This window comes from Caulobacter sp. BK020, assembly GCF_004342605.1.
Lineage (GTDB): Bacteria > Pseudomonadota > Alphaproteobacteria > Caulobacterales > Caulobacteraceae > Caulobacter.
The window spans coordinates 216,526-233,359 of record NZ_SLZL01000009.1; the positions used below are offsets into that span (position 1 = coordinate 216,526).

The 16,834-nt window shown below is 68.5% G+C and carries 7 protein-coding genes; 3 read left to right on the plus strand and 4 right to left on the minus strand.

Annotated features, from left to right (window positions below; genetic code table 11):
* Together EV278_RS13530 and EV278_RS13535 are read right to left on the minus strand one after the other, a co-directional pair.
* Complete coding sequence (locus EV278_RS13530; RefSeq protein WP_132092094.1) at positions 1–1,047, minus strand: Ldh family oxidoreductase; 1,047 nt, start codon at positions 1,045–1,047, stop codon at positions 1–3.
* Entirely contained in the window at positions 1,044–3,416 is a 2,373-nt protein-coding gene (locus EV278_RS13535) for a glycoside hydrolase family 127 protein (protein WP_132092097.1), read from the minus strand. Before EV278_RS13535 ends, EV278_RS13530 begins: the two co-directional genes overlap by 4 nt.
* Before the next feature lie 201 nt (positions 3,417–3,617).
* On the opposite strand from EV278_RS13535, the gene EV278_RS13540 reads away from it, so the two are divergent.
* Genes EV278_RS13540 through EV278_RS13550 form a run of 3 tightly spaced genes read left to right on the plus strand, consistent with a single transcriptional unit; the run spans position 3,618 to position 10,737 of the window.
* A complete protein-coding gene (locus tag EV278_RS13540; RefSeq protein WP_165916637.1) occupies positions 3,618–5,990 on the plus strand; it encodes a prolyl oligopeptidase family serine peptidase in 2,373 nt (790 codons plus the stop codon).
* Between the two features lie 10 nt (positions 5,991–6,000).
* On the plus strand, positions 6,001–8,784 hold the full coding sequence (locus tag EV278_RS13545; protein ID WP_132092103.1) for a DUF5695 domain-containing protein: 2,784 nt from the start codon (positions 6,001–6,003) through the stop codon (positions 8,782–8,784).
* A 51-nt stretch (positions 8,785–8,835) separates the two neighbouring features.
* Positions 8,836–10,737, plus strand: a complete 1,902-nt coding sequence (locus EV278_RS13550) for an MFS transporter (protein WP_132092106.1) — start codon at positions 8,836–8,838, stop codon at positions 10,735–10,737.
* 853 nt (positions 10,738–11,590) lie between these two features.
* Here EV278_RS13550 and EV278_RS13555 read toward each other — a convergent pair.
* Complete coding sequence (locus tag EV278_RS13555; protein WP_132092108.1) at positions 11,591–14,533, minus strand: TonB-dependent receptor; 2,943 nt, start codon at positions 14,531–14,533, stop codon at positions 11,591–11,593.
* Between the two features lie 314 nt (positions 14,534–14,847).
* Positions 14,848–16,834 (minus strand): glycoside hydrolase family 2 TIM barrel-domain containing protein (locus EV278_RS13560; protein ID WP_132092111.1); only part of this gene is annotated, 1,987 nt, incomplete at its 5' end.

Consider the following 16,834-nt stretch of genomic DNA (forward strand, 5'->3'; position numbering starts at 1 on the left):
TCAGCCCTTCCGCTCAAGCAACATCATGATGTCCCGATAAAGCGCGCCAGGGATCACCACCCCCTCCCGCAGGCTGCTGGCCCGCGCGGCGTAGCGGCGCTGGGATGGCAGCCGCGCGCCCTGGGCCTCGATCGTCGCGAACATCGTCTCGGCCCGCGCCAGATGGTCGGCCATTGCGCCGCCCAGGAAGCCCGCCGGATCAAGAGCAATGATCAGTTCGCCGCCGATCGGCGAGCCGCCGCGACCCGCGTCGGCGGCCAGCGACTCCTGGCTGGTCATGTCGCCGATCAGCGGCCCGGCCAGCAGTTCGACCATCGCGGCCAGAGCCGAGCCCTTGTGACCGCCGAAGGTGCGCATGGCGCCGCCCAGCACCGCTTGGGCCACCGTCGTGGCGGCTCCGTCGGCGTCGTAGCCCCAGTGATCCGGAACCGGCCGGCCGGCGCGTCGATGCAGCTCGATCTCGCCCCGGGCCACGACGCTGGTGGCGAAGTCGAAGACGAACGGGTCCCGACCTGGCCGCGGCCAGCCGAAGGCGATGGGATTGGTGCCGAACACCGGCCGCGTCCCGCCCTCCGGCGCGACCCACGCGTGGCTGGGCGTGAACGCCAGCGCGGCCAGGCCTTCGCGCGCCAAGGTCTCGACCTCCGGCCACAAGGCCGCGAAGTGCACGACGTTGTTCAGCGCCAGGGCGGCGATCCCGAAGCGCCGCGCCTTGTCGGCCAGCAGCGGGCGTCCACGTTCGAAGGCCAGTTGCGCGAAACCGCCGCCGCCGTCGACCCGCACCAGGGCTGGCGCGGGCTCGTCCAGCACCGGTTCGGCGTCCACCGAAACCACGCCCTTGGCGACGCTGTTGGCGGCCACGAGCAGCCGATAGACGCCGTGCGAGGCGCAGCCGTCCCGCTCGCCGGCCACCATGGTCTCGGCGACGGCGTCGACATGGGCCGCCGACAGGCCGGTGGCGCTCAGAACTTGACGCGCCAGCGCCCGCACCTCGTCGAGCGAGAGCCGGACGCCGTCCGGCCCCTCGCCCCCGACCTCCGAGCTCACGCCGTGGACGCGGGCTTGGCGGCGAACAGCTGCACGCCGAACACCGGCCCGGCCGTGCTGCGGTCGCGCGGCACGAACCGCACCCGAACCTTGGTCTTGCCCTTGGTCATGGCCTCCGGCAGCGGATATTCGACGTCGAAGAACTTGCCGGGGCGGTCGGCCTCCAGGTGCTGGGAGGCGACCTTGACGTTGTCGACCAGGATGTCAAAGTCGCGCTTGCGCTCGTCGCCCCAATAGGTGGCCTGCAGGATCAGCGGGCCGGGCCGCAGCTTCATGTCGAACTCGAAGAACCCGCCCGAACGGGCGTCGCGGCCGTTGCGGTTGCGATAGGCCACCGGATAGGAGAGCTCGGAGGTCAGGTTGTGGTCGCGCTCGGGCTGCATCTCGCCCAGGTGCATGATGTCGACCGAGCGGGCGCTGATGTCCTTGGCCCGCGCCTGCTCGGCCAGGAACGCGGCTTCCTCGGTCTTCCACGCGTCCTCGGTGAAGCGCTTGAAATAGACGGCGCTGCGGCGCTCGTACTGGCTGTAGAACGGCACGAAATTCAGGTCGCCGGGCCGGCCGACCCCACGGGCGACATAGAGCGCCTTTTCCGGCGCCGTGGCCTGGAAGCCCGTCAGCACCGCCTCGCCGACCAGGGCCGGATCCACACCCTTCCAGGGTTCGCTGTTGGGGCCCAGGTCGGCCGCCAGCACCATCGGTCCGCGCACCACCGCCACCGTCGTGTCGTCTCCCGGCGTCGCCTCCAGGCGCAGGTCCAGCGGCAGGGTGATGGCCACCACGTCGCCGGCCCGCCAGCGACGGTCCACCAGGGCGTAGCCGCCGGCCATCTCGGCCGTGACGGCCTGGCCGTTGACGCTGACCTTGGCCTGGCCCTTCGCCCAACCCGGCACGCGCAGGGCGATCGTGAAGCGTCCCGGCTTGGCCAGCTTGGTCAGGGTCAGGCGCGATTCCGGCTCGTACGGATAACGGGTCTCCAGCTTCAACCCCGCGCCGCGCGCCTTCCACTGGGCTTCGGCCGGGATGTAGAGGTTGACCAGCAAGGCCCCCTCGCCTTCCCAGAAGATCGACTCCCCGTGCTTGGCGTGGCTTTCCATGCCCGTGCCGACGCAGCACCAGAAGGCGTCGTCGTCATTGGTGGAATAGCCTCGGTCCGCTCCGGTCAGCAGCGGCGTCATGTAGGTGAAACCGCCGGTCTTCGGGTTCTGGGCCGCCATCACATGGTTCAGGTGGGCGCGCTCGTAATAGTCGAACAGCCCGCCTTCCGGCCGCCAGCTGTAGAGCTGCCGGGTCAGCTTGAGCATGTTGTAGGTGTTGCAGTGCTCGCAGGTCTGCTCGCTGATGTGGGCGGCGATGGTGTCGGGCGCGGCGAAGTACTCGCGGTCGGCGTTGCCGCCGATCACGTAGCTGTGGTGCTGGGTGACCGTGGTCCAGAAGAACCGCGCGGCCGCCGCGTCCCGCGGCTTGCCGGTCAGCTCGTACAGCCGTCCCAGCCCGATCAGCTTGGGCACCTGGGTGTTGGCGTGGAAGTTGGCCAGTTGATCCTGCTGGGCGACCAGGGGATCCAACACCTTGCGGTCGTAGAGCCGCTCGGCCACGAGCAGCCAGCGACGATCGCCGGTGCGGGCGTAGAGCTCGGCGTAGCTCTCGTTGAGCCCGCCATATTCGCAGCCCAGCAGGGTCTGCATCTGCTCGTCGTTCAGCGCCGCGAACACGCGCTCGAAATAGCCGCCCAGCCCCACCGCGACGTCGAGCGCCTGCCTGTTTCCCCAGGCGCGATGGACGTCCAGCAGGCCGGCGAAGGTCTTGTGCACGGTATAGAGCGGCGACCACGAGCCGTTCAGGTCGAAGCCGCCCGAGCGGATGTCGCCCTTCATCACTTCGCCGAAGATCTCCTCGCCGTCGACGACCGTACCGTCCTTGCGCTTGCGCTGCAGCGCGCCGACGTAACCCGTGCCACGCTTGGCCTGGGCCCGGGCCAGTTCGCTAACGATATAGTCGGCCCGCCGGCGGCATTCGGCGTCGCCGGTCTGCTCGTACATGACGACCAGGGCCGACATGTAGTGGCCCAGGGTATGGCCGGCGATGGTGTCGGACTCCCAGCCGCCATAGATCTCGCCCTTGGCCGGCAGGCCGGCGAAGGTCATAAAGTTGTGCAGGAAGCGGTCGGGGCTCAGCCGTAGCAGATAGGCGCGATTGACCTCCACCGCGGTCGCGTAGTCCGACGGCAGCAGGCGGACCGAGGACAGCGGCAAGGGGGCGGCCTTGGCGGGAAGGGAAGTTCCCCGGGCCTTGGCCACGGCCCCGATCGGCCGGGCCATTCCGGCGAACGCCGCGGCCGTCAGCATCAGATCACGGCGTGTCGCCATTGCTCTTCCCTCAAATTTAATACCGTATACGATCCTACGGTCGCGCCGTTCGCTCGTCAATCTGGCCTGTGGCGCCGCCGGTCGGGACACCTCCGGTCACGCTCTTGCCAGAGAGGTTATTCGTCTGACTATATATCGTATAATCTTCTTGACGCTGCGGTGGTGAACCGGTTTGTGCGAAATCGGATGGGGAGGCGCGGCATGCCGGTGAACGGAACATCGAGGACCAGGCCGAGAACGGCCTGCCTTGGCTTCACGGCCCTGGCCCTGGTTCTGGCGACCGCCTCGGCGGCGGCCGCCCAACCCCTGGCTTCCAATTCGACGACGTCCGCCAGCCCCGCGCCTCTGCCACCGATCGCTGAGCGTTACCGGCGCGCGGACCTGTTCCTGCGCGGCGGCCTGGGCCAGTTCGTCATCGATGACAACCTGCAGCCCCGGTTCGCCGCCGACGGTCGGGGCGTTCTCTATCGCCACGGCAAGGCCGGCCAGCGGGTCATCACCTATCTGAGCCTGGCTGACCGCAAGCAGACGACAGTCGCCCTCGAGGCCGACCTGGTCCGCCAGGTCTCAGCGGCCCTGCCCGCGCCGCCCGTCGCTCCGCCGCGCATCGATCTCGTCGACTTCGATCCGCGCGCCGACGCCCTGGCCTTCACCGCCGCCGACAAGTCGTGGAAGTCCACGCGGGGCGTCCTCGCCGAGGATCCGATCCAGGCGTTCGATCCGGCCCTGTCTCCCGATAAACGGTTCAAGCTGGTCGCCCGGGACTTCAACCTGTTCGCGGTCGACACAAAGAGCGGACAAGAAGTCGCCCTGACCACCGACGGCTCGCGCAAGCAGCCCTATGGCCGCGACATCCCGCAGCTGTCGCAGATCCTCAAGGCTGGGACCGAAGAGCCGGACATGCCGGTCTCGGCTCAGTGGTCGCCCGACAGCCGGCGCATCCTGACCTGGCGGCTCGACACCCGGGGGGTCAAGCGGCTGTCGATCACCCAGCAGAACCCGGGCGGTCTCTATCCGCGCAGCTTCTCCTACATCTATCCCCTGGCCGGCGCCGAAAAACTGCCCCAGGCCCAGCGGCTGGTGATCGACGTCGAGCAGGCCTTCCGTGACGGCGCCGGCAAGATCGTGCCGCTGGCCATCCCATCCGAGTCCCCGCTCTATCCCGCCGCGCCAGAGATGGGCTGGGACGGCGACCGTGTCCGCGCCCAATGGACCCAGCGCGGCTACGGCCAGCTGGTCGTCTATTCGGCCGATCCCGTCAGCGGCGCGGCCAAGATCGTGGCCCGCGAGAAGATCGCGCCGCTGGTCACCGTCACCTCGTCCAGCCTGCAGCCAGCCCCCGCCCTGGGCGGCGAGCTGGCGATCTCCGAACGCACGGGCTGGGCCCAGCTCTACCTGGTCAAGCCCGACGCCCCCGACGGCGGCAAGGCCCTGACCACTGGGACCTGGGAGGTGCTGGCGGTCGATCATGTTGACGCTCGTGATGGCCTGCTGGTCACCGGCGTCGGCCGCGAGAAGGACCGCAATCCCTATTTCAAGGCGCTCTATCGCGTCGGCCTGGATGGCGCGCCGCCCAGGCTGCTGACGCCCGAACCGCTCGACCACGAGACCACGGTCTCGGCTGACGGCCGCTGGATCCTCGACGAAATGTCGAGCCCGACCGAGCCGCCCCGCACCGTGCTGCGGGACGCTCGCGACGGACGCGTGGTCGTGGAACTGGGCCGGGCCGATCCCAGCGCGCTGTGGGCCACCGGCTTCCGGCCGCCCGAGCCGTTCACCGGCGTGGCGGCCGACGGCGTCACCCCGCTGTACGGCATGATCTACCGGCCGATCGGCTATGACCCGGCGCGACGCTATCCGGTGATCGACAATGTCTATACCGGCCCGACCACCACCCAGACCCCGACCTCGTGGCGTGACTCGGTCTCGGCCGCCGGCGCCAGCGTCGCCCAGATCGGCGCGGTGGTGGTGATGATCGACGGCCGCGGGACCTCGCGCCGGGGCCAGGCCTTCCGCCTGCCGGCCTACCAGAACCTGGGCGAGGTCGGGCTGGACGACCACATCGCCATGATCCGGCAGATGGCCCAGAAGGATCCGGGGCTCGACATCAGCCGGGTGGGCGTGTTCGGCGGCTCGGCCGGCGGCTATGACGCCGCGCGGTTCGTGCTGCGGCGGCCGGAATTCTTCAAGGTCGCCGTCGCCTCATCGGGCAACCACGATCTGCGCCTGGACAAGGCCTGGTGGCCGGAAGTGTCGATGGGCCTGGCGGACGACGCCACCTGGGAGCGCAATTCCAACATGTCGGTGGCCGGCAACCTGCAGGGCAAGCTGCTGCTGGTGCACGGCGACATCGACGACAACGTCCCGGTCACCGAAAGCGTCCGCCTGGCCAATGCGATCATCCAGGCCGGCAAGGACGTCGACCTGGTGATCCTGCCCAACACCACCCACGCGGTCTACCAGCCCTTCTTCTGGCGCAAGCTGCGCGACTACTTCACCCGCAACCTGCTCGACGAAGCGCCGCCGGCCGGCCAGCCGCCGGCGCGCCTCGCCGCCGCCACCACCGCGAAATGACGAGGCTCCGATGACGAACCTTCGCCCGCTGGCCCTGACGGCCCTGCTGCTGGCCACCACGCCGCTGGGCCTCTCCGCGACCGGCCTGGCCCGCGCCGAGGAGTCGGCGCCCGCCCCGCAGCCGCCCAAGAAGGTTTTCGCGCCGATCGCCCGGACGACCTATCGCACCGCCCAGTTCCGGCTGGACCTGCGCACCGACACCCAGACCCTGGCGCGGCTGTCGCCCACGGCCGACGCCGGCTTCGACTTCGTGCCCGGCGCCCGGGAAGCCGAACGCCAGGGCGACGGCTACGTCCATGTCGGCGACATCCACCTGCGCCTGCGGACCGAGGGCGGGGCCTGGCGCGACTTCAGCTCGGCCCATCAGCGCAAACCCATCCGCCGCTTGCCGTCCGGCGGCGCGGTCCTGGCGGCGGCCGACATCACCGCGTCGCTTGGCGCGGACTCGCCGCTGCGAGTCGAACGGCGTTGGGTCGCCGAAGGCGGGGCCCTGGCCCTGCGCTTCGTGCTGACCAACACGTCCAAGCAGGCCGTGGAGGTCGGGGGGCTGGGCCTGCCGATGGTGTTCGACAACATCATCACCGACCGCTCGCTGGAGGAGGCCCACGCCCAGGCCAGCTTCGTGGATCCCTATATCGGCCGCGACGCCGGCTACCTGCAGGTGACGCGCCTGAACGGCAAGGGTCCCGCCCTGCTGGTCCTGCCGGAAAAGGCGACGCCGCTGGAGGCCTATCGCCCGATCCAACAGGCCGGGCGCGGCGCCAGGCCCGGCGACGTCTTCACCGACCGCAGCGAGCGGGGCCAGACCTCGGAAGGCTTCTACGACTGGACCGTGGCCAGCAAGGGCTTCGCCGAGCAGGACTGGAAGTCCGCCGGCGAGCAATGGAACACGCCGACCAGCTTCTCGCTCGCCCCCGGCGCCAGCCGCACGATCGGCGTGCGCCTGGTCACCGCGCCCTCGATCCGGGCGATCGAGGAAACCCTGGTCGCCAACCGCCGCCCGGTGGCGGTCGGCGTTCCCGGCTATGTCGTGCCCACTGACCAGGATGCGGCGCTGTTCCTGAAGTCGCCCAAGCCGGTGGCCAGGATCGACAGCTATCCGGCCGGGGCGCTGACCGCCACGGCCGTCAAAGCTCCCCTTGGCAAGTCCGGCTCGGGATGGTCGCGCTACGCCGTCCGGGCGTCGGGCTGGGGCCGGGCGACGCTGTCGATCACCTATGCCGACGACACGGTCCAGACCGTCTCCTACTTCATCACCAAGCCACTCGACCAGACCATGGCCGACCTCGGCCGGTTCTCGACGACCAAGCAGTGGTTCGAGGATCCGTCCGACCCGTTCAAGCGCTCGCCGGGCATCCTCACCTACGACCGCCAGGCCGAGAAGATCGTCACCCAGGACCCGCGGGTCTGGATCTCGGGCATGAGCGACGAAGGCGGCGCCGGCAGCTGGGTCGCGGCGATGATGAAACAGCTGGACAATCCAGACGCCGGCGAGGTGGCCAAGCTGGAGCGGGTGGTCAACGAGACCATCGTCGGCGGGCTGCAGGTCGCCGACGGCGAGCACGCCGGGGCGGTCAAGAAGAGCCTGTTCTACTACGCCCCCGACGAATTCCCGACCTATTACGACCCCAAGACCAACTGGAAGTCCTGGACCTCGTGGTCGAAGAAAGACGCTGGCGACCTGGGCCGGTCCTATAACTATCCGCACGTGGCCATCGGCCACTGGGTGCTCTACCGCCTGGCCCGCAACCACGACGGCCTGGTCAAGGCCCACGACTGGCGCTGGTATCTGGACCACGCCCAGACGACCGCCGTGGCGATGATGCGCGACGCCCCCTACTACGCCCAGTTCGGCCAGATGGAGGGCGACGTCTTCGTCGACATCCTGAAGGACCTGCGCCGCGAGGGCCTGACCGACAAGGCCAGCGAGCTCGAAGGCCTGATGAAGGGCCGCGCCGACCACTGGATGACCCTGCCCTATCCGTTCGGCAGCGAGATGGCCTGGGATTCCACGGGCCAGGCCGAGGTCTATGCCTGGATGCGCTTCTTCGGCCACCAGAAGCAGGCCGACGAGACCCGCGAGGTGATCCTGGCCTATGATCCGACCGTCCCCAGCTGGGGTTATAACGGCAACGCCCGGCGCTACTGGGACTTCCTGTACGGCGGCAAGGTTCCGCGGATCGAGCGGCAGATCCATCACTACGGCTCGACCCTGAACGCCGTGCCGCTGTTCGACGCCTACCGCGCCGACCCCGGCGACCTGCACCTGCTGCGGGTCGCCTATGGCGGCCTGATGGGCGGGATCACCAATATCGACCAGGACGGCTTCTCGTCGGCCGCCTTCCACTCGGCGCCGGACATGATGTCCTGGGACCCCTACAGCGGCGACTACGGCATGGGCTTCTTCGGCCACGCCTATGCGGCGGCGACCTATCTGGTCAACGACCCGACGTTCGGCTGGCTGGGCTTCGGCGGCAATGTCAGCCAGGCCGACGGGACGGTGCGGATCGAGCCCAGGGACGGGGCGCGGACCCGGCTGTTCGTGGCCCCGATCGGCGCCTGGCTGACCCTTGAGGCCGGCAAGATCGACGCCGCCGCCTACACGCCGGCCACGGGCAAGCTGACCCTGACCCTGGGAGCGCGCGACGAGGCCACCCCGGCCGCCCGCTTGCTGATCGAGGCCACCACCAAGGGCGCCCGCCCCTATCGCCCCGCCGAGGCGGTTCTCGAGCGCGGGGCCTATACCCTGCCTCTGAAGGATGGGCCGACCACGATCGAGCTGGCCCCGAACTGATCGGCGAGGACGCAGGCGAATGACCAGGATCCTACAGCGCAAGGCCCATCCATGAACATCGTCATCGTCATGGGCGTCCTGGTCACGGTCCTGACCGGCGTCCCGGTGCTGATCCAGCTGCTGCGGGATCATCCCCGGGGGCTGCTGGTGCTGTTCTTCGCCGAGATGTGGGAGCGCTTTTCCTATTACGGCATGCGCAGCATCCTGATCTTCTACCTGACCCAGCACTTCCTGTTCGACCCGAAGACGGCCAGCGCCCACTACGGATCGTACACCTCGCTGGTCTATCTGCTGCCGCTGATCGGCGGCTTCCTGGCCGACCGCTATCTTGGGGCCCGCAAGGCGGTGATCTTCGGCGCCGTCCTGCTGATCGCCGGCCACCTGACCATGGCCATCGAGGGCGCACCGGCCACCCAGACCCTGGCCTATGGCGGCCACACCTACGAATTCGTGTCCGAGGGCCGCGGCGAGGGCCGGGTCTCCCGGCTGGTCGTCGAGGGCAAGCCCTACGCCGTGGCGGCCTCCAAGACCGGCGACTTCGCCGTGCAGGGCCTGCCGGCCGGCGCCCCGATCCCGGCCGTTCTGGCCAAGGGCCAGTACAAGCTGGGCGTCACCGGCCGAGACCCGCTCTATCTGAATGTCTTCTGGTTCGCCCTGGCCCTGATCATCGTCGGCGTCGGCTTCCTCAAGCCCAACATCTCGACCATCGTCGGCCAGCTCTATCCGGCGGGCGACCGCCATCGCGACCCGGGCTTCACCCTCTATTATTACGGCATCAATCTCGGCTCGTTCTGGGCCTCGATCCTCTGCGGATTCCTGGGGGTGACGGTCGGCTGGTGGGCGGGCTTCGGCCTGGCGGGCCTCGGCATGGTCGCCGGCTTCGTGGTCTTCGTGCTGGGCCGACCGCTGCTGCGGGGAAAGGGCGAGCCGCCCGCCGCCCAGCAACTGGACCGGCCGCTGGTCGGACCGGTGAACCGCGAGGGGCTGATCTACCTGCTGTCCCTGGTCGGGGTCGGGGCGGTGTGCCTGCTGGTGCGCTACACGGTGATGGTCAACTGGACCCTGATCGCCGGCATGCTGGCCTCGCTGGGCTACATCCTGTGGTTCATGATCGCCAGGTGCGACAGGGTCGAGCGCGAGCGCCTGGGCCTGGCGGTGTTCCTGATCTTCGGCGCGGTGATCTTCTGGACCCTGTTCGACCAGGCGGGCTCGTCGCTGAACCTGTTCGCGGCGACCAATGTCGACCTCGATCTGGTCGCCCGGCCGGTGCGGTTGCTGAACGGCGCCGTCACCCTGGCCGCGCCCGAACAGCTGGCGGCCGCGGGGATCGACCGGACCTCGACCTTCTGGATCAACACCAGCTTCAACGCCGCCCAGACCCAGGCCCTGGGCTCGGGCTGGCTGCTGGTCTTCGCCCCGGTCTTCGCCTTCCTGTGGACCTGGCTGGGCCAGCGCGGCAAGGACCCCAATCCGGTCGCCAAGTTCGGCCTGGCCCTGCTGCAGGTGGGGGCCGGCTTCCTGCTGCTGCAGCTGGGCGCGCACCTGGTCGACGGCGCCTTCCGGATGCCGCTGGTCTTCCTGCTGCTGATGTACCTGCTGCACACCACCGGCGAGCTGTGCCTGTCGCCGGTGGGCCTGTCGCAGATGACCAAGCTGTCGCCGGCGGCGATGGTGTCGTTCGTGATGGCCGTGTGGTTCATGGCCGTGTCGATCGCCGGCAAGGTCGGCGGCTTCGTCGCCGGCCTGACCGCCACCGAAACGGTCGGCGGCCAGGTGCTGGACCCGGCCGTCGCCCTGGCCCGCTCGCTGACGGTGTTCAACTGGATCGGCGGCATCGCCATGGTGATCGGCCTGGGCTTCCTGGCCCTGGCGCCTGTTCTGAGGAAATGGTCGCACCGCGCGGACGAGACGGATCACCACGCGCCGGTGGACACCGCGACAGACGCGGGCTGAACCGCCAACGCCGCGATCCCCCTCCGGCCCCTTCGGGGCCTCCTCCCCCAGAGGGGGATCTGGTCGGCCGACTGAGGGGACCTTGCGCGTGGCCGGGGACAGGCGGCATGCGCCTGTCCCCAATCGTGGTCACGACTTGGCCGCCTCACGCGGAAACCCGCTGAGCTGATGGGAAGGGTTGCGAAGCGCCCGGGCCTCGCCCGGAGTAGCTTTGATGTTTTGTACCGTTTCGACGAAGTCTGAGCGCTTCGCGTGGAGCCGTTATCCAGAAGCCTTCGGGTCGCGGATTTTTAACCCGCTCCGATGGAGGCCCCCGACGGGCAGGACGTTGGCTCCGTCCTGGACCGCCCGGGCGATTTCAGCCCGGGCCTGCTGGCTCATCCGCCTGTCCCAGGCGCCGAAGCTTCGTCGCGACTGAGGCGAACCTGCTCCGGACCGATCCGGGATGCTTCCGAAGAAGCGCGGCGGACAAGGCCTACCCGCTCGTCCACCCCCGAAGGCCGCATCGGTCGCCGTACGTGCGCCCTCCCCATGCCTTCAGGTGCAAGCATTATGGGGGTGGTTCTGGAGGCAGAGGACAGATTGGGGTCGAGAAAAATTAGATCCTTGATTTCCCTTATCTTTGCTCGCTATCCGCCGAGCATAGACCCGCAAAATCCACGCCTATCCCGGCGAATGCCGAGATCGGCGGATTGAAAGTGAGCGGCTCCCATTCCGCCGCTCAGCCTCCGGTGATCTCCAGACCCTCATAAAAAAACAGCTATCGCGGGGGACGCGATAGCTGTTGGAGTTGGGGGAGGTTCGCGCCCGAGGACCCGCGACGCCGCCGCCGATCCTCGGGAAAGCTGGGGTCCTAGAAGTCCATCGTCAGGCCGACGAACAGCGTGCGGCCCATCGGGTCGTAGACGCCCGGATAGGTGTTGCCGTTGCCGAACGCGCTGAGCAGGCCGGCGGCGATCACCGGCGGATCCTTGTCGAAGGCGTTGTTCATGCCGGCCCGCAGGGACAGCTGCTCACGCACCTTCCAGTTGGCCGCCAGGTCGACGTAGCTGTAGGCCTTGATCTTGCGGTTGATCTCGACGTGGTCGCCCTGCAGGAACGGGTTGCTGTCGTTGCTGGACAGGTTGGTCCCGCCGAAATAGCGCCAGTTGACCGAGACCGTGGCCGGGATCCAAGGCAGGGTCCAGGTGGTGCGCAGCTGGTGGCGCCAGGCCGGGTTGGGCTGGCCGCAGGTCGGACCGAACAGGCCCTTGCAGTTATAGGCGCCCAGGCCCGGCAGCTGCTCGATCTTGCGGCTGTTGAGGTAGGTGCCCACGAAGCTGAAGTCGAGGCTGCCCCAGTCGCCGCCCTTGGTCAGGGACGACAGGTCGAAGCGATAGTTGCCGGTCACGTCCAGGCCCGAGGTCTGCAGGAAGCCGGTGTTCTGGTTGGTGGCGACGATGTAGCCGCGATCGCCGAACAGCACGCCCGAGGTCGGGTCGCGGTGGAACAGGCTGCAGAAGTACGGATTGCTGGTCTGGACGCACTGGTTGATCACGGTCGGCGCGTCGACCGAGCCGATGTACTGGTCGACATAGATGTCGAAATAGTCGAGCGACATCGAGAAGCCCGGCAGGAAGCGCGGGGTCAGCACCACCCCGGCTGTGCGGGTGTCGGCCACTTCCGGCTTCAGGTCCGGATTGCCGCCGCCCTGGGTGACGCAGGTCTCGGCCGGGCATTCGGGGATCTTGCCGTACTGGGCGGCGGTGACGCCGGTCAGGGCGCAAGCCGCGGCCGAGGCCGTCGGCGTCGCCCCGGCGCAGGGGTCCACCGCCGAGACGTTGCCCAGGCCCTGGGGCGCGAACAGCTCGCTGATATTGGCCGCCCGCACCGCGCGGTTGTAGCTGGCGCGGAACCGCACGTCCGAGGTCGGCGCGTATTGCAGCTCGACCTTATAGGTCGAGACCCGCTTGTCGAGATAGTCGTACTTGGAGGTGCGATAGCCGGCGTTCAGCGACAGGGCCTTGATGAACGGCGCGTCCTGGACCAGCGGCAGGTCCATTTCGCCATAGGCTTCGGTGACGCTGAAGGCCCCGTTGTTCTCCTTGGTGCCGGCCGCCTGGGCCAGGGCGTCGGCCTCGAACTTCAGCTCCTCGCGGCGATGCTCGACGCCCAGGGCCAGGGCCACGCCATCGTCGGCCCACGGGCTCTTGATCCCGTACTGGCCCAGGTCGCCGTTCACGTTCGCGCTCAGCACCTTCTCGCGCTGGACGCCGTGGGTGTAGGTCGGGGCGTAGAGGTACTTGTAGGCCGCCGCGCTGAGGCCCTGGTACTTGAACACGTCGATCGGCACGCAGTTGGGATCGGTGCCGTCCACCACCGACTTGCAGGTCGGGGTCCCGTTGACGTTGACCACCTGCAGGGCCTTGGCGGCCTTGGTGTTGTCGACATTGTTCTTGTAGCTCTCGTCGAGCACGACCTGGGAGTAGAGGAAGCCGGCGTCATAGGTCCAGCCCGGCGCGATCTCGCCGCGCGAGCCCAGGTTGATCCGGTAGTCGGTGTGGCGCAGGTCGTCGCGGCGCGGCGAGCTGCCCGGCCCGGTCAGCCGGTAGCCGATGAAGGTGTCCTGGCTGACGTCCGTGCCCGCGGCCGACCCGCAGAGCGTCGCGGCCTGGGACGCCGACATCAGCGGGTTGTTGCAGTTGATCTTGAACGTCGTCCCCTGGAACAGGGCGGACGGCGCCGCCTGCGAGAAGGTGTGGTCGTCCATGAACATGAAGCTGCCGTAGACCTCGGCGGCCTTGTTGATCTCGTAGTGCCCGAACGCGCCGGCCGTGTAGCGGCTGTCCGAGCGCTGGATGTAGTTGGTGGGCGCGTAGTTGTAGAGGAACGAGCTGTTGTACGGGACCCAGGTCTTGTTCCCGTCCTTGGTGTTGTTCAGCGTCTGGCCGGCGTTGGGGCCGCTGAGCAGAGAGAACAGGCCGTACTCGTTGTTGCTGGAGCCGCCGCAGGCCAGGGCGTCGTTGCGCTCTCCCGCGAGGTTGAGAGCGCAGGCTGAATAGTCGCGGGTGTCCTGAGTGACCGGCTTGAGTTCGCGATAGCCGACATAGAAGCTGACATTGCCCTTGCCGTCCGGCGAATTCATGCCGAAAGCCAGGTTGATGTCGGTCCGGGCCCCGTCGGTGACCGACCGCTCCGGCAACTTGTAGCCAGCCGCGGTGATCAGGGAGCGGGGATAGTCATTGTCGTTGCGGTGCTGGGCGATGCCGTACTGGGCGTCCAGCCGCAGGCCGTTGAGGTCCTTCTTGAGGATGAAGTTGACCACGCCGGACACGGCGTCGGAGCCGTAGACCGCCGAGGCGCCGCCCGTCACCACGTCCACCCGGTCGACCAGGGCGCTGGGGATGAAGTTCACGTCGGCGGTCTCGGCCGGCAGCATCCGCTGGCCGTCGACCAGCACCAGCACGCGGCTGGAGCCCATGTTGCGCAGGTTGACCCGGGCCGTGCCGTCCGAACCGTTCGAGCCGTTCTCGTTGGAATCGGCGGTGAACTGCGGCAGGCGGTTCAGCACGCTCTCGATCGAGGTGGCGCCCTGGTACTTGATCTCGTCGTCGCCGACCACGGTCATCGGGCTGGCCGAGACCAGGTTGGGCCGCTTGATCCGCGACCCCGTCACCACCACCGCGTCCAGCGTCGCCGGCTCGTCGGCCGTGGCGACCTGCTGGGCGAAGGCGGCCGGAGCCCCGGCGACAACTGACAGGACCGCGACGGCCGCGGCGCCCGCCAGGAGGTCAAGGCGCGCCAATCTGCTGCGCATGGAAAATCCCCTCCGGAACGATCGCGCCTCCCACAGGCGCGCTTCGGCAGCAGGAAGGCACGATAATATTATTTATGTCAAATATCTTATACGATATACATATAACGCAGTGCGAACGCTCGACTTTGTGGCGATCGTTGCAGGACGCTTTCACAACGGAAGGCGCGAAAGCGGCGCGAAGTCGCTGGCCGAAGGGTCGATGCGAAGCCGTCAGCCCGGCGCTGGCGCGAGCCGGCTTCACCAGACAGGCCAAAAAAAAGGCGAGCCACCGCTGTCCGGTGGCTCGCCGCCTGCAGGATCACGATGGGTCGAGGTTACTGGACCTCGGTGGCCCGGGCCGGGCGCGCCTTGTCCGGCTGGGTCCCTTCGCCGCTGAACGGCTCCAGGCGGAAGGCGACGCGGGTCGGCTCCAGCCTGGTGCGATACTTCATGTGCGGCAGGCCCACATGGTTCCAGGCCGTGTCGCCCCCGACGCCCCACTGGGCCGAGTCGACCAGCAGGGTGACCTCGCCATGCGGGACGATGTCGGTGGACTTCCAGGTCCCCGGCGCGCGGCGGTAGAGGTCCTGGTAGGGGAAGGCCAGGGCGTTCATCATCAGCGGCTTGTCGGCGGCCACCCGCACGCCGCGGCCCTGTCCGCTCAGCTCCATCCAGCGGACATCGACCTTGTTGCCGGTGTCCTGGGGCCGCATGTAGTCATGGTTCTGGTCGGCGATGGCCCCGCGCCACAGGCCGATCGGGGCGGAGGTGTAGCGGTCGACATAGCTTTCGTGCGGGCCGCGGCCGAACCATTCGACGGTCTTCAGGCTGGCCGGGGCGGTGAACCACAGGCCCACCCGCACCGGCGGCGGCAGGTCGTCCTTCAGCGGGGTCAGCTCGCCGCTCACCGCCACCGCGCCGTCGCCGGTCATCAGGTAGGTGGTGACGAAGCGCGCGGCGCCGGCGCCCAGCTCGTGATCGACGACGATCTCGACCCCGCCGTCGGTCTTGCGGGCCGCCAGACTACGGACCTGGCGGGTCTCGGTCATGGCCTGCCACGGACGCTGCTGGCTGACGACGCCGTTCAGGGTGTCGTTGTCGGTCTCTGCCCGGAAGAAGTTGGGCTGGCCGCCCTTGGCCAGGACGAGGCCGTCCTTGGCGTAGCCCTCGACCAGGCCGGTGGCCTTGTCGATGGTCAGGGTGGCGCCGCCCGCCGAGGCGGTGATCGCCGCGGGGGTCTCGGTCAAGGCCACCGCGCCGGTTCGCGACACGGTCGGGGCCGGCGTCGCGCCCACGGCGAACTGCTCCCAGCCGACCGTGTAGCCGGCCGGAGTTAGCGGCACGGCGCCGGCCTTGGCCTTGGCGCGCACGGTGACGAAGTACTCCGCGCCGGGCTTGCGCGGCAGGGCCGGCAGCGGCAGGGCGATGGTCTGGCTGGCGCGGGCGGCGGTGGTCAGGGCCGGCAATTGGCCCGAGGCGATGGCGACGCCGTTCTCCTCCAAGGTCCAATCGAAGTCGAAGCCCGACAGGTCGCGGAAGTCGTGGCGGTTGGTGACGGTGACCCTGCCGGTCGCCGGGTCGAAAGCTCCGAACTGGATCGGCGAGAGCACCTTCTGCACCTCGTAGAGGTGCGGGTTGGGCGTGCGGTCGGGCTGGTTCAGCCCGTCGCCGAACTCGACGTCGCCGCCGGGGTTGGGCCCGTATTCGCCGCCGTCGCCCCAGTAGCGGCGGCCGTCCTTGGCGTAGCGGTACATCGACTGGTCCACCCAGTCCCAGATGAAGCCGCCCTGCAGCTTGTCGTACCGATAGATGGTGTCCCAGTAGTCCTTGAAGTTGCCGCCGGAATTGCCCTGCATGTGCGAATATTCGCACTGGATCATCGGCTGGGTGCGGGTCGGATCCTTGGCCCAGTCGACCATCTTCTCGATGTCGTCGTACATCGGGGCATAGATGTCGACGAAGGCGTTGGGCTCGTGCTCCCAGTCCAGCGTGCCCCAGCCGAGATAGGAGATCAGACGCGAGGGATCGCGCTTGCGGGCCGCGGCCGCGGCCTTTTCGAAGTTGGGCCCGATGCCGGCCTCGTTGCCCAGCGACCAGAAGATCACCGACGGGTGGTTCTTGTCGCGCTCGACCATGTTCAGCACCCGGCTGACATGGGCCTGCTCCCAGGCCGGGTCGAAGCCGATCTGCAGCTTGGGCCGCAGCTCCGGATGCTTGTTGGCGTAGTCCATATAGGCGTGGCTCTCGATATCGGCCTCGTCCATCACATAGAGGCCGTATTCGTCGGCCAGGGCGTACCACAGCTCGGCGTTGGGATAGTGC

Excerpts from the sequence above, each read along its gene's own strand:
- EV278_RS13535 (WP_132092097.1), bottom strand. The coding sequence starts at position 3,416 with ATGGCGACACGCCGTGATCTGATGCTGACGGCCGCGGCGTTCGCCGGA.
- EV278_RS13540 (WP_165916637.1), top strand. The coding sequence starts at position 3,618 with ATGCCGGTGAACGGAACATCGAGGACCAGGCCGAGAACGGCCTGCCTT.
- EV278_RS13545 (WP_132092103.1), top strand. The coding sequence starts at position 6,001 with ATGACGAACCTTCGCCCGCTGGCCCTGACGGCCCTGCTGCTGGCCACC.
- EV278_RS13550 (WP_132092106.1), top strand. The coding sequence starts at position 8,836 with ATGAACATCGTCATCGTCATGGGCGTCCTGGTCACGGTCCTGACCGGC.
- EV278_RS13555 (WP_132092108.1), bottom strand. The coding sequence starts at position 14,533 with ATGCGCAGCAGATTGGCGCGCCTTGACCTCCTGGCGGGCGCCGCGGCC.